This window comes from Pirellulales bacterium (genome assembly GCA_035533075.1).
Taxonomy (GTDB): Bacteria; Planctomycetota; Planctomycetia; order Pirellulales; family JAICIG01; genus DASSFG01.
Map to the genome: position 1 here is coordinate 26095 of DATLUO010000011.1, position 13669 is coordinate 39763.

The following is a 13669-nucleotide window of genomic DNA, read 5'->3' on the forward strand; positions in this document are numbered from 1 at the left end:
GGCGCTCGCAAGCTCGCTGGTCCCACCCTACGCGGATCCTGCAAAACTCACCGTTAAGTCACAGGCTTACTATGAACGTTTCAGCATTCCTCCGGTGCCCGGTGCTCCGATTTTACCGGCCCTCTTTGCTAATCGCGGCCGCCTCGCTTGTGCTGTCTTTCGGCATTGGTCTTCGCGGGCAATTGCGTGCCGACGAAGCCGCGGCGCCGCCCGTATCGAACAACGCCACTGATGCTCAGGACGGTGCTGCATCGCCGACATCTGTATCGGCCAAGAAGCCGCCGGGCAACCTGTGGGAAATGATCGTCGCGGGCGGACCGCTGAACCTGGCGTTTATGGCCGTTTTGGGACTGATCTCGTTAGCGGCCGCCGCCGCCGCGCTGGAGCGGCTGGCCAACTTGCAACGCGGCAAGCTCGCGCCGCCGGCGCTGGCCCGCGGCCTCGACGAACTGGTGCGTGCCGGCGATCATCGAATCGAGCGATACCAGACGCTTTGCGAGCAGTCTCCTTCTCCGCTGGCCAGCGTGTTGCGGGCCGCACTGTTGCGCGTCGGGCGGCCGCTGACCGAAATCGAAAAGGCGCTCGAAGACGCCGCGGCCCGAGAGATGGCGGAACTGCGTGCCCGCGTGCGGCCGTTGTCGGTGGCCGCCAACGTGGCTCCGATGGTCGGCCTTTTGGGCACGGTCGTGGGCATGTTGGAAGCGTTCCGGGTGGCCAGCCAGGCCGGTCTGGGCAAGGCCGAGCTGCTGGCCGAAGGAATCTATCTGGCGCTGGAAACAACGGTAGCGGGGCTGCTGATTGCCATACCGGCCATGTTGTGCGCGGCGTATTTCAGCGGCCGCAACGAGCGGCTGCTGCGTGAAATCTGCGACCGCATGACCGAGGCGTTGCCCGTGTTGGGTCAAGTGAATCAGCGCGGTACTGCGCGGCCCGCCGCCGGGAATCCGCTGATGGAGTCGTGAGGACCGGCAAGTTTCGCATGCCCCAACGCCTAACGCCCAACGCCTATTACCTACCCATGCGACTTCCTGAAACGAACGCCGAACTCGACGGACCGAACATGACGCCGGTCATCGACATGGTCTTTTTGCTTTTGATCTTCTTCCTGTGCGCCACGCGGTTCGATCAGGAGGAGCGCGAGTTGCCCACCAAGTTGCCGGAGGTGGTCCGGGCCGAGCCTCTCTCGATGCCGCCGCACGAATTGGTCGTCAATGTCACGCAGGACGGCCAATACGTGGTCATGCGGCAGTCGCTCAGCGAAGAGCAACTCGCCGCGTTGCTTCGCGAAGCGGGCCTGAAGAACCCCGGCACGCAAGCAGTGCAGATTCGCGGCGACGCCCGGGCCGCCTGGGAAGCCGGCGTCCGAGTCATGGGTCTTTGCAACAAGGCGAACATCACGAACTACAGTGTGACCGTGCGCCAGACGGAATAGCAGGTGCGCGGACAACGCTCACGTCCGACTGGCGAATTGCGGTTCCACGTCGACTTCCAGCCGCCGCTGGCCGCGCACGATCGACAGCGTCACCGCCGTGCCGCCCACGCGCGAAAGCAAACGGTGCAGGTCGTCGAGCCCCGTCACAATGCGGCCGTCGATCGCCACCACCAAATCGCCCGGCCGCAGACCGGCCCGCGCCGCGGCGCCGTGCGGTTCGACGCTGACGATTTCGACCGCCATATCGAGCAGCAAGTCAAGCCGCCGGGCAAGCTCCCGGCCTACCGGACGCATCGAGACCGATAGCCCCAGCATCGGCCGGCGCACGCGGCCGTGGCCCAAAATCTCGCTGACCACCCACCGGGCGGTGTCGGCCGGCACGGCGAAGCCGAGTCCCTGGGCCATCGCGATGATGGCCGTGTTGATGCCGACCACTCGTCCCAGCGAATCGACCAGCGGCCCGCCGGAGTTGCCCGGATTCAAGGGGGCCGTGTGCTGCACCACGTTCTCGATCAGCCGTCCCTGTTGGCTGCGCAGCGAGCGTCCCTGCGCGCTGACTACGCCGGTGGTGACGGTCGATTGGAAACCGAACGGATTGCCGACGGCCACCACCAACTGGCCCACGCGCAAAGCCGCCGACTCGCCCAGCGGCGCGGCCGGCAGGTCGCGGGCAGACACGCGCAACAGGGCCAGGTCGGTGGCCGGATCATCGCCCACGACGTGCGCGTCCAAGGCATCGCCGTCGTGGGTGGTGACGACCACGCGTTGCTGCCCGCCCACGACGTGACTGTTGGTCAAGGCGTATCCCTCGGCGCTAATCACGGCGCCGGAGCCGACGCCGCCCGACTCTTGTCCGCGTCGCCGGGCGACCGCCACCACGGCCGGACCGATCGACTCGACCACGCGAATCACGGCCCGCGAATAGGCGTCGAGCAATTCGGCGTCAGGCGGCCCCGGCGGCTGGGCCGGCGACGGGCGGACTGCGTCGCCTGGGGATGGTTCGTCACCCGCCAGCCAATGTGGCTGCCATCGTGTAAGTGGGTTGAAGGACCGCATGTAAGATCTCCGTGCAGCAGTGTGATGATGAATCTTACGGTGGTGGTCGAGGGCCATCACGGTCCGAACATCGCGGCCTTCCACCGCCGACCGAAAACCTATATAGAGACCGTAGTTCGGACTGATTAAACGGTATTGAACCGAGCGGAGGTGCGTGTGACATCGTGTGCGGTGGCTGACGCTGCCCATAGGCCCGGCGCGGTTTCGATCGCGGCCTGGCTGGCGCTTGCACTGGTGCTTGCGGCCGGGGCGGTTTTGCGCCTGACATGGCTCGACGACATCGAGTTCAAGGCCGACGAAGCCTGGACATGGCGCCATGCCATGCTGGCCGGCCGCGGCGAGCCGCTCACCTGGGTCGGCATGCCGACGAGCGCGGGACCGGAGAATCCGGGCATGAGCCTCTGGGCGTTCATTCCCCTGCGCTGGCTTGGCAACACGCCGGTCGACATGGCCCGTGGCGTCGCTTGGCTGAGCATCGCCTCGATGGCGGCGATCGTCGTCCTCGCTTGTACGCTGGTGCCCGCCAGCGAACGAGAGATTTGGCTTTGGGCGGTGGCGTTGGAGGCGGTCCATCCGCTTTCGGTGCTGCACCACCGAAAGATCTGGCCTCCCTGCCTGTTTCCGTTGCTGCTGGCGCTGTTTTTGGCCTGCTGGTGGCGGCGCGACCGCCGGTTGAGCGCGTTTTGCTGGGGCATGCTCGGGCCGGTGCTGGCCCAGATCAACCTTTCGGCGGCCTTCTTCGCGGGTGCGTTCGCGCTTTGGACCTGGTTCAGCAAACGCTCGCGGACGGCCTGGAAAAGTTGGCTGGCGGGCAGCGTCATCGCTTCACTGCCGGCCATCCCCTGGTTGCTGTATGTGTCAACCGTCTCGACGCAGCCGCGTCTCACCACGCTGAAGTGGAGTCGCGCGCTCGAAGGCAAGTTCTACTTGCGTTGGTTTACCGAGCCCTTCGGCTGCGGTCTCGATCACGCCCTGGGCGAAGACTACCTCGACTTCTTGAGCCGGCCCGTCGTCGGTGGAAAGTCGACCTGGTTGGTGGGCGCTCTGCAAGTGGCGGGGCTGGTGATCGCGGTGGCCATCGCCTGGCGGTGGATCCGTAAAAAGCCGTGGCAGCGACCCGCTTGGCGGGCCGTCTTTTCGCGGAACGCCACAGAGGGCGTTCCCTACAGAGGCACGGCCCTGGTGTGCAGTGCGGCCTTCTGGGGCTATGGAATGCTGCTCACGTTGAGCTGCCTGCCGTTGCACCGGCAATACTCGATCATCGTCTATCTGCTGAATTTGCTGTGGGTTGCCTATGCAGCCTTGAGCGTGGCTCAGGGCGACCGTGCGGCGCTCCGGTCCGGCCGGCGCCTGCTGGCTGGACTGCTGATCGTCGAGTTGCTCATCTCCGCCAGCTTTCTCAGCTACATTCACGACAGACAAGTGATCGACGGCGATTACGGTGTCACGTTCGCCGCCCAACGCTCCACGTTGGGCGTTAGGCGTTAGGAACAGCGGTGGCTGGGGCAGAGCCTGGCCAAGGGGAGGCCGGCACTTCGTTCGTCTCGGCGGCCAGGCGATGCCCCGGTTGGACGCGCCGGGGCATCGCTTGGCCGCCACGCTCTTGAAGGGTGCCGGCCGCCATCGGGCCAAGCTCTGCCCCAGCCACCGAAAATGACGTATTCACGCGGTCCGCTGATCGGGATACTTGACCCGTCCGTGATAGACCGCCGTGAGCGATTTCACCAAGCTGTCTTGCACCTTGCGAAGCTGTTGCAACGTCAGCCCGCAATCGTCGAACTGGCCGTCGAGCAGCCGCTTCTTGGCAATCTCATCGACCAGGTTTTCGATGCGCGAGGGGGTCGGCTCGACCAAGGCACGGCTGGCGCTTTCGACCGCATCGGCCATCATCAGCACGGCGGCCTCAGTCGTCAGCGGCTTGGGGCCGGGATAGCGAAACGAGCTTTCGGGCACGCTCGCCGCCTCGCTGCCCGGCTCCGATTGTTGGCTGGCACGCCGGTAAAAATACTCCACCAGCGTCGTGCCGTGGTGCTGCTCGATCATGTCGATGATCGGCTGCGGCAAGCGGTGCTGCCGGGCCAGGTCGGCCCCGTCTTTGATGTGGGCAATGATAATCAGCGTGCTCATGGCGGGCACGAGCGCGTCGTGCCGGCTTCCTTCGAGGCCCTGGTTCTCGACGAAGTAATGGGGCTTGAGCATCTTGCCGATGTCGTGAAAATACGCGCCCACGCGGACCAGCAGCCCGCGGGCGCCGATACTCTCGGCCGCCGCTTCGGCGATCGAGGCCACGTTGATCGAGTGGTTGTAGGTGCCCGGCGCCCGGCGGACCAGCTCTTGCAGCAGCGGATGGGCCACGTCGCCCAGTTCCAGCAGGCTGATTTCGGTCAACACGCCGAACAGCCCTTCGACAAAGGGGAGCAATCCGGTGATCAAGAACCCCGCCAGCAGCGTCCAGACGGCGTTATGAGCGGCCAAAGTGAGCAGCGGCGAGCGTAGCGGCTGGCCGTCGAGCAGGCCGGCGGCGACGGTCAGCAGCGGCGCCACCGCGCCGGAGGTCACGCCCACCCAAATCAGCTTCCGCCGGCTGCGGATGCGGCCCAACTGCACGACGGCCGAGGCCAAGATACCCAAGAGCAGGGCCATGTGGGCCAGGCTGGCCCCATCGGCCAGCACGAAAACCATGACCACGGCCAGTGACAGCACCAGGGCCAACTCGCGGCCGTAGGCGATGCCGATGGTCATGCCGAACAAGAGCAGCGGGATGATTTCCGCCCGCCAAGGGTCGGCCGCCGTCCAACGGGCCAGCAAGATCGCCATGCACGACAGCGCCAGCACCAGCGAGAGGTGGTAAAGGTCGTGGATCAGCCGTCGGTCGCGGAGGTAGACGTAATAGGCGGCCAATGCCAGCAGGCCGGCGATCAGGCCGAACATGGCCAGGCTCCGCTCGACCTGCCGTTCGGTCGAGAAGAGCGGATCGGCCAGATAGGCCTGGTATTCCGCCTTCAGCAGGTCGACGCTCTTTTGCTGCAACGGCTCGCCGGCCAGGGCCAGCGCTTCGCCCGGCTCGTATTGCAGAAACTTTTGTTTGCTGGTGACGATGGCCCGCGGGTCGTCGACGCGGAATTGCACGCGGGCCGTAATGTTGCGCTGCGGCACATAGCCCACATGGTAGGGAAACGGCGGCTGCCAGCCGAACGCCACCGTCCAGATCGCCACGGCGGCCGATAAGGCCAGCGCGATGCGCAGCAAAACGTCGCCGCGGCGGAGCGCCACGATGGCACGGGCGAACCAGCCGGGGGCAAGATCGAACGAGGTGACGCGGACGCTGCGCGACCGTTTGCGACTCACGGAAGTGTTCATGGATTCGGTCGGCGGCGTGTGGTGTCTTCGTCATAGGCGCGCACGATCTCGCGCACCAGCCGGTGGCGGACGATGTCGGCGTTGGTCAGCCGCACGTGCGTCAGACCTTCGATTCCTTTCAGCCGCCGCGTGGCGTCGATCAGGCCGCTCTGCGTGTGGCTGGGCAGGTCGACTTGCGTCACGTCGCCCGACACCACGATCTTCGAGTTGCGGCCCATGCGGGTGAGGAACATTTTCATTTGCGAAATGGTCGTATTCTGGGCCTCGTCGAGGATGATGAACGCTTCGTTGAGCGTGCGGCCCCGCATATAGGCCAGCGGAATCACCTCGATCAGGTCCTGTTCTGTGTAGCGTTTGATCTGGTCGTAGTCCATCATCTCGCGCAGGGCGTCGAGCAACGGGCGGAGATAAGGGTTGATTTTGGCTTGCAGGTCGCCGGGCAAATAGCCCAGGCTCTCGCCGGCCTCGACCGCCGGCCGCACCAGCACGATTTTGCGAATCCGCTCTTGTTTCAGGGCGGCGACGGCCATGGCCACCGCCAGGTAGGTTTTGCCCGTGCCGGCCGGGCCGACGCAGAACACCAGGTCATGGTCTTGAATGGCCCGCAAATAATTGGCCTGGCCGGCCGTGCGGGCCTGGATTTTGCGGCCGGCCTGAAAGACTTCGATGGTCGGCGGCTCTTCCAGGGCCGGCCCGCCGGTGGCCACCGCCAACGCCCTGGCCACATCGCCCGGCGCCACGACGCCCTGGCGGACGGCCAGCGACTGCAATTGCTCCAGCACTCCGGTGGCCTTGCTGACGGCTTCTTCCTCGCCCTCGATACGGATTTCATCGCTTCGGGCAGAAATGCGAACGCCAAGGGTATCGCGAATTTGCTTGAGGTGCTGGTCGCGAGGCCCGAAGAGCGAGAGTAGCGCTTTGGAATCGACGACAGCGATGGTGGCTTCGGTCATTAAGTTCAGCGCCGGCGTCATAGATGCCCGCGCCAGAAGGTAAGGCTAGACAGAGTATTTTACCTTAGCGGGTGCCCGCACGGCTAGCTGAGCCGGCACGGTTGGCGTAAGTCGTTGTGGTCCAACAGCTTTCAATACGGAAACCGGCCATTCGTCTCCGCATTCGACAGGTCCACCAGAAACGTCGCGAGGCGCTCGACCAGCAACTCCATCATGCGGCGGCCTTTTTCGGCGGTCGCGGGGTGTGGGTTGCCGGCACCCGTGTTCGTCGTCAGCAGGTGCCAGGGCCGCGTCATCGCCACCCAGCCGCGATTGACCGCCTCGAACCGGGTGGCGGCCATCAGCCCCTCATCGGCATCGAGGCTGCCGTCTGCCCGATGGGCCACCAACTCCGGCCGATACGCCAGAATCAGCGAGGTCTCCATCTCGCCGCCGTGGTCGCCCGGATCGGTGAAGATCTCCCGCTCGACGTCGTTCAGCACGCGGAACCAGTTGCACAAGAACACGTGCGCCGCGGTCTTGCCGTACAGCTCTCGCAGCAGCGGCTTCAGGTCGTTGCCGCCGTGACTGTTGAGAAGCACGACCTTTTTGATGCCGTGCCGGGCCAGCGAATCGACCAGGTCGGTCACCACGGCGAACAGCGTCGAGGGGTTGAGGTTCATGGCCAGCGGAAAGGCCATCTGGTTCGTCTCGGTGCCGTAAGGGACCGTCGGCAGCAGCACCACCCTGGCCCCGCGCTCGTGGGCCGCATAGCAGATCGCCTCGCCCACGATGTCGCCCTCGTAGGTATCGGTGCCGTAGGGCAGGTGCAGGTTGTGCGGCTCGGTCGCGCCCAGCGGGAGCACGGCCACTTCGAAGGGGTGCGTCTTGGTATATCCGTAATTGGTTTCGGCCAGCTTCCACGGTCGCATCGTCATGGCAGGTGTTTCAGAAACTGGTGATATTGCTCGTCGTGCTTGCTGAAGGAAGTGCCGGTCAGATCGGCCAGCGTCTGCGGCCGGTCGCGGTTGGCGTAAACCGCCGAAAGGTAATCGACCAGCGCCTGTCGATACCGCCCCTCGCCGGCGAACAATAAATAATACGTCATGCCCGACGCCTCGCTGTAGATCATCTTGATCTCGCCGTGGCCTTGCAAGTCGTCCATGCCCAGGCCGCACAACTCGGCCAGCGGCAGGTACTGGCCTTTTTCCAGCAGCCACATGCGGGCATTATCGAGCCGCAGGGCGTCGGCCCCGCCCAGTGTCACCAGCCGGTTGCCCGGCTTATACGACTCCATGAAGCAGGCGATCCCCTCGACGACCCAGAAATTGGCGTCGCGGCCGATCTGGCTGACTTGCTTCAGCTCGCTGAACAACTGGTGCGTCGCCTCGTGATAGACCGTGCTGTCGTCTTCCTCGTCGCCGACGAAAAAGTAGGCCATCCGCTGCGGACCCGCGTAATAGCCGGTGGTAATTCCGATCGCCGGATGCTCTTTGCCCAGCGCCCGCATATATTCTTCGCGATTGCGGAAATACGTCACCTGCTGCCGGCGGTGTACGCGGTTCGCCGGCGCCCCCTCGCGAAACAGCCGGGCGAGCTGCTCGTCGGGCAAAACATATCGCACGAACAGTTGCCGCCATACGCCATAGAACTCTTCCAGCCGCGACGCCATCCGCACGCCTTCTTCCAGGCTATGGTTGGTGCGGACCTGGTAGTGCTCCGTGACCACGTCCCAGCCGCGCTCGATCTCGGCGTGCAGCCGCTCGTCTTCGTCGGCCGAGATCCAGCGGCCTTTGAAGAACCGCTCGCCCGACTCATACCGGGCAACCTGCTTTTCCGGCAGCCAGCCGAAGCGTTCGTGCCACACCTGGTGCGCCTGCGCCTTGTTCGACTCATAGGCGCTTAGCCACCGGCCCTCCTGCCGCTTATACCCCAACAGCCGCCGTGCGGCCTGGTGGTCGGGGTCTTCTCGCAACGTGGCATGCACCCGTTGAAACGCCAGGGCAAACTGTCGTTCTTTCGCCGCCCTCTGTGCCAGCTCGAACCACTGCTTGCCTTGAGCCTGGCGCAAGCGTCCAAATCGCTCGGCCCATTCTCGCACGGCCTGGCTTGCGAGGTCTCCCGCTTCCGGCAAGCGATCATCGGCCAGCGGCACGACGAGCGTGAGCGGCGCCTGCGGCGCAATCCACTCCCGCGTGGCCGCCGCCTGCTCCGGCAGTTTCTTTTCGTCGCACCCGCGGGCCAGCGCTTCGAGTTGTGCCGCGTACTCGCGCTCGGCTGCCGCCTGCTGTTCGACGATCGTTTCCGCATTGGCCGGCCGCGCCGCCAACAGGGCGACGAACAACAGGCCTGCGGCAATACAAGGTTGAAACATCCGGGACTTCGACCACGGGCAAAAGGGTAAACAACTTCCTTGCTTTCAGTTTACCCGCCAGGCGTCGCGTGTGCCTGACCGATCCGTCTCCGCCGGCGCGTTTCTGGGGGGTGGGCTCCGGGCCCCGTCCACACGGAAGCATGGGCCGCGCCGAAGTGCTTGCACTTGCGAAAAACAAAGGGTCGTCCGTCGTTCTTTTGCCTCGTAAGTGCCTGCCCGGAGTGGGACTTGCGCCATCGCTCGCGACCGGCGAAAAATCGCTGACGCAACCACCCATCTGGGGACAAAACGCAAGCGCCATCCTCGCCGGCCTCGCGCGGTTTCGACCCGGCCCGCGGCCGTAAGGTGGGGCAAGCGAGCTTGCGAGCGCTGGCCCACCGTTGCGTCTTGCCGCGCAGGATGCGTTGTTCGTAGATTCCGCAATCGCCCTCGCCGGGCGGCCGTTCGTCCGCCGCCGCGCGTTTGACGGGTGGCTGCGTCTTTTCTCGCTTGGGCATGGTGTTCGGTTCTCAGGGTTCAGGGTTCAGGGGGCTGATTTGCTTGTGAAAAATAAAAATCAAGCGCGCCGCCTGGGCTGTCTAAGCCGGTAGGGACTCGTGGTTTACGGTCGGTGCGCGAAAAGATCGACGCCGACTTGTACAAGCGCGGAACGATCGGCACGGCGGCGCGCGAAGGCGTAGGAGCCACGAATGGCTGGCGGCTCTGTACGCAACGCCCTCCGTGGCCTCTGGGGCGTTCCGCGTAGCGGGGTCGGCACCAACCCGCACGACCTCGGAACGCCACGGAGGCCACGGAGGGCGTTCCCTACAGAGTGCTCCCCGTGGGCGCAAATTTGCGCCCGTGGGAAAAACCCGAGGGATTTCATCATCTCGTAGTTCCCTGGTGGCATGTTTCCCGTCTACGGTCTACCGTCTACGCTCTTGTGTTGTACTCGCCGGCTGGCTTGGGCATCCCGGGCGCCGGGACAGGCCTCACGCACCGCCGTGATGAAACCCGTGGCGTCGAACACGCGGGGTATCCGCTGAGTTCTCAGCGCACGGCTTTTGCAAATTTGCAAATGCCGTAGAAACACGGCGGATTTGCTCCCTCTCTCATCATGTAGGGAAACTGGCTTGCATCGCTCTCGCGATGCACTCGCCCCTCGCTTCGCTGTTTCCGATCCATCGTCTCTCATCCCTCGTCGTTATCCACAATTGCCTAATATATAGGCATTGAAATCGACGTATGCGTACAGATTAGGCACTCCGCGCTGATCGCCCCTCCAATTAGGTACGAGATGATAAAAAACGCCGTGTTCCAACGGTTGTTGCAAATTTGCAACCACCGTGCGCCGAGGTGCCGCGCTCGACCGCCGCGCGGCCCCGCTGCTCAATTCTTAGGCACGCATCCGCGGCTGCCGCGAAGGCTGCCTGACGCTCCTCGTCTCTCCCGGCGCGCCGGCATCGACCATTTGCTTTCGCGGCCAACTGGCTTGATGGCTGCTTTCCGGCGGCCACGCGGCCGGAACAGGGAGGCGGCCACGGATGGAGACGGACGGGCACGGACAAGAGTCGGCCAGCATCGTACGACGCCGATGGCTTGGGTTGTTCCAGTCGCGCGACACCGCCAATCCAAAATCCGCTTTCTCTCGATTGAGCCGTTGCTGGAAGACCTCGGCCCCATCAACCTTGCGGGCATTCACTGGGTGATCGCCGCCTCCGACGACTCGTTTAGGTTGCGACCTGCTCCGCGGCATCGTAAACTTGTGGTCAGTCCCAGGTTATACGTCTGACTGACAATGTGATGGCCGCATGGAACTTCAAGCAATTCATCGCCGACAATAAAGACGAGTTGGAGGCGGTCCGCGTCTTTTACAGCCGGCCCTATCGAGCGGGCCTGCGCTTCAAGGCCGTCAAGGAGTTGGCCGAGGCGATCAAGTCGCCGCCCTTGTGTGCCACGGCCGACCGTCTCTGGCTGGCGTTTCAGGCCGTCGAGCCCGAGGCGGTGAGGGGCAAGTGCGGCAAGCTCGTCGATCTGATCGCCCTGGTGCGCCACGCCATCGATCCCAACTTGCCGCTCGTCCCCTTCGGTGCCACGGTGGAAGAACGTTACCGAGAATGGCTCGCTCAGCAGCAATCGTCGCGCGTCACGTTTTCCGCCGATCAACGCCGCTGGCTCGACGCCATCAAAGACCACATCGCCGCCAGCCTGAGCATCGACCAGGACGATTTCGAATACGCTCCCTTCGCACAGCTCGGCGGCCTCGGCCGCGCCTACGACCTCTTCGGCGAGCGGCTCCCCGCCGTCCTCGAAGAGTTGAACGAGAGGTTGGCGGCATGAATGACGCGAAGGTTTTTTTTGGCGACGCGGGCCGCGCTCGATTTAGAAGGCCGAAGGCCGTCCGTAGCCCGGAACGGGCGTCATTCGATAGCCCAGGGTGCAACCCTGGGTTATCGAACCGCCGCGCTACAGTAGCCCTGAAAGGGCGTGACCAACTACGGGCGAATGAGAGGTTGGCCGCATGAGGCGAGTTGAGGCGGCCACCATCGACTTTTCGCAGCTTCCGCCGCTGGCAAGCGGATGGGCTTGGTCAATCCCTGCGGAGATTTGCAGCGTCGTCGCCAGCGGGAGTACACCTGCCGCCGACAAGATGTTTGAGCGTGAAGGCGACGTCCCATTCATAAAAGTCTACAATTTGACCCACCGCGGGTTTCTGGATTTCAGCATCCGTCCAACATTCGTTTCCGCGGAGACACATGAAAAGGAACTGAAACGGTCCATTACGCGACCCGGCGACGTCTTAATTAACATCGTAGGTCCGCCGCTCGGCAAAGTCTCGTTGGTGCCGAACGATTTTCCAGAATGGAATATTAACCAGGCGGTTGTTCTTTTCCGGCCGCACGACGGCGTCTGCAATCGATACCTCGTTAATGCGTTCTTAAGCGAGGCAATCATGCGCCGCGTAACGCGTCTTGCGAAGGCGACTGCTGGCCAGTTTAACATCGGCGTTGGCATGTGCCGCCAACTGCTGCCGGTGCCCATAGCGCCGTCTAACGAACAACGCCGCATCGTCGCCAAAATCGACGAGCTTTTCTCCGACCTCGACGCGGGCGTGGCGGCGCTGGAGCGGGTGAACGCGAACCTCAAGCGGTATCGCGCGTCGGTGCTAAAGGCCGCTGTCGAGGGCCGGCTGACCGAATCATGGCGGGCGCAGTATCGACCGCAGGAAACCGGCGAGCAGCTTCTCCAGCGCATCCTCAAAGAGCGTCGCCGCAAGTGGGAAGAAGATCAACTCGCCGCCTTCGCCGTCGCTGGCAAACAGCCGCCGACGAACTGGCAAGCTCGATACGTGGAGCCGGCAACTCCGGATACGACCAACCTCCCCACTCTTCCGGACGGCTGGTGCTGGGCGACTCTCGAAGCGTTATCAGATTTGGTCGGCGGGATCACCAAGGACCAAAAACGCGCCGCTGAGAGAGGCATTTGCGAAGTACCATATCTTCGAGTTGCCAATGTGCAGAGAGGTTTGTTAGATCTCGCTGAAATCAAGACGATCCACGCGTCCCCCGCGGACATCCGGGATCTCCGCCTACTGGTCGGCGACATTCTTTTCACCGAAGGAGGAGACCGAGACAAGCTTGGTCGAGGATGGGTCTGGGGCGGGCAGCTTCCTGATTGCATCCACCAAAATCACATTTTCCGAGCTCGACTATTTTCAAACGAGATGCAGCCCGAGTTCATTTCACATCATGGAAACACATTCGGAAGGCATTGGTTCACGGCTGCGGGAAAGCAAACAACCAATCTTGCCTCAATCAATCTTGGGATCCTCCGCCGGTTCCCGGTTCCTGTTGCACCATCGAACGAACAAGCGCAAATTGTCTCCCTTGTCTCTGAGCGGCTTTCCCAAATCGATGCCGCCGAAATGGAAGTTGAGCAATCGCTGCTTCGTGCCGTGCGTCTTCGCCAGAGCATCCTCAGGCAAGCTTTCGCGGGCAAACTTGTCGCTCAGGACCCTGCCGACGAGCCAGCAGCGGCGCTACTTGCTCGTATCCAACAATCGCGGGCTGCGACAACTGTGATCCGCACAAGGGGCAAACAAGCGAGTGACGAATTCCTGCGGCGGGCGGCCATTGTTTCCTACACGGTCAATCGGCTGGCGTCGCAGCCTTCGTTCGGGCGAACGCAGCTTGAAAAAACGCTGCACCTGGCCCAAAGCCATCTTGGCATCGACCTCGGCCTTGAATTCGAGCGGTATGCCGCCGGACCCTTCGACAAGTCGCTTTACCGTCTGGAAGGGGTGGCCAAGAGAAGCGGCTGGTTCACCAAGCACGACCGCCGCCGCTTCGGCGTGACCTATCACCCCGGTCCCAAGATCGACGCCATGTGCCAGCACGCCGCGCGCCTGCTCGGCGACAAGCAAGCCGGTTTCGACCGCTTGCTCGACCAGATTGCCACCATGAATACCGACGAAGCCGAGCTCTTCGCCACCGCCTACGCCGCCTGGAACGATCTCCTCATCGACGGCCGACCGGC

The 13669-nt window shown here is 63.6% G+C and carries 10 protein-coding genes; 5 read left to right on the forward strand and 5 right to left on the reverse strand.

Annotation, left to right across the window (positions count from 1 at the left end):
* Positions 1 to 101: 101 nt before the first annotated feature.
* Together VNH11_00910 and VNH11_00915 are read left to right on the forward strand one after the other, a co-directional pair.
* Positions 102 to 962, forward strand: coding sequence for a MotA/TolQ/ExbB proton channel family protein (locus VNH11_00910; GenBank protein HVA44919.1), 861 nt, complete (start codon positions 102 to 104; stop codon positions 960 to 962).
* 56 nt (positions 963 to 1018) lie between these two features.
* On the forward strand, positions 1019 to 1432 hold the full coding sequence (locus tag VNH11_00915; protein ID HVA44920.1) for a biopolymer transporter ExbD: 414 nt from the start codon (positions 1019 to 1021) through the stop codon (positions 1430 to 1432).
* 18 nt (positions 1433 to 1450) lie between these two features.
* Here the strand turns inward: VNH11_00915 and VNH11_00920 are convergent, their stop codons facing one another.
* The gene (locus VNH11_00920) at positions 1451 to 2488 is read right to left on the reverse strand and encodes a trypsin-like peptidase domain-containing protein (protein HVA44921.1); all 1038 of its coding nucleotides are present in this window, start codon (positions 2486 to 2488) and stop codon (positions 1451 to 1453) included.
* A gap of 171 nt (positions 2489 to 2659) precedes the next feature.
* Between VNH11_00920 and VNH11_00925 the strand changes: the two genes are divergently transcribed.
* Complete coding sequence (locus VNH11_00925) at positions 2660 to 3976, forward strand: hypothetical protein (GenBank protein ID HVA44922.1); 1317 nt, start codon at positions 2660 to 2662, stop codon at positions 3974 to 3976.
* A gap of 174 nt (positions 3977 to 4150) precedes the next feature.
* Here VNH11_00925 and VNH11_00930 read toward each other — a convergent pair whose 3' ends face one another.
* From VNH11_00930 to VNH11_00945, 4 genes are all read right to left on the reverse strand, one after another.
* Entirely contained in the window at positions 4151 to 5836 is a 1686-nt protein-coding gene (locus tag VNH11_00930; protein HVA44923.1) for an HDIG domain-containing protein, read from the reverse strand.
* Between the two features lie 8 nt (positions 5837 to 5844).
* Positions 5845 to 6801 carry a PhoH family protein gene (locus VNH11_00935; protein HVA44924.1) on the reverse strand — a complete coding sequence of 319 codons (957 nt, stop codon included), beginning with the start codon at positions 6799 to 6801 and terminating at the stop codon, positions 5845 to 5847.
* A gap of 131 nt (positions 6802 to 6932) precedes the next feature.
* Complete coding sequence (locus VNH11_00940; GenBank protein ID HVA44925.1) at positions 6933 to 7718, reverse strand: creatininase family protein; 786 nt, start codon at positions 7716 to 7718, stop codon at positions 6933 to 6935.
* Positions 7715 to 9154 carry a DUF1570 domain-containing protein gene (locus VNH11_00945; GenBank protein HVA44926.1) on the reverse strand — a complete coding sequence of 480 codons (1440 nt, stop codon included), beginning with the start codon at positions 9152 to 9154 and terminating at the stop codon, positions 7715 to 7717. Before VNH11_00945 ends, VNH11_00940 begins: the two co-directional genes overlap by 4 nt.
* Positions 9155 to 10936: 1782 nt before the next feature.
* On the opposite strand from VNH11_00945, the gene VNH11_00950 reads away from it, so the two are divergent.
* Positions 10937 to 11473 carry a type I restriction-modification enzyme R subunit C-terminal domain-containing protein gene (locus tag VNH11_00950; GenBank protein HVA44927.1) on the forward strand — a complete coding sequence of 179 codons (537 nt, stop codon included), beginning with the start codon at positions 10937 to 10939 and terminating at the stop codon, positions 11471 to 11473.
* A 181-nt stretch (positions 11474 to 11654) separates the two neighbouring features.
* Positions 11655 to 13669: hypothetical protein (locus VNH11_00955; GenBank protein ID HVA44928.1), on the forward strand; the 2015-nt coding region annotated here is incomplete at its 3' end.

Coding starts and splice junctions, on each gene's coding strand:
- VNH11_00915 (HVA44920.1), top strand. CDS start 1,019: ATGCGACTTCCTGAAACGAACGCCGAACTCGACGGACCGAACATGACG.
- VNH11_00920 (HVA44921.1), bottom strand. CDS start 2,488: ATGCGGTCCTTCAACCCACTTACACGATGGCAGCCACATTGGCTGGCG.
- VNH11_00935 (HVA44924.1), bottom strand. CDS start 6,801: ATGACCGAAGCCACCATCGCTGTCGTCGATTCCAAAGCGCTACTCTCG.
- VNH11_00940 (HVA44925.1), bottom strand. CDS start 7,718: ATGACGATGCGACCGTGGAAGCTGGCCGAAACCAATTACGGATATACC.
- VNH11_00945 (HVA44926.1), bottom strand. CDS start 9,154: ATGTTTCAACCTTGTATTGCCGCAGGCCTGTTGTTCGTCGCCCTGTTG.
- VNH11_00950 (HVA44927.1), top strand. CDS start 10,937: ATGGCCGCATGGAACTTCAAGCAATTCATCGCCGACAATAAAGACGAG.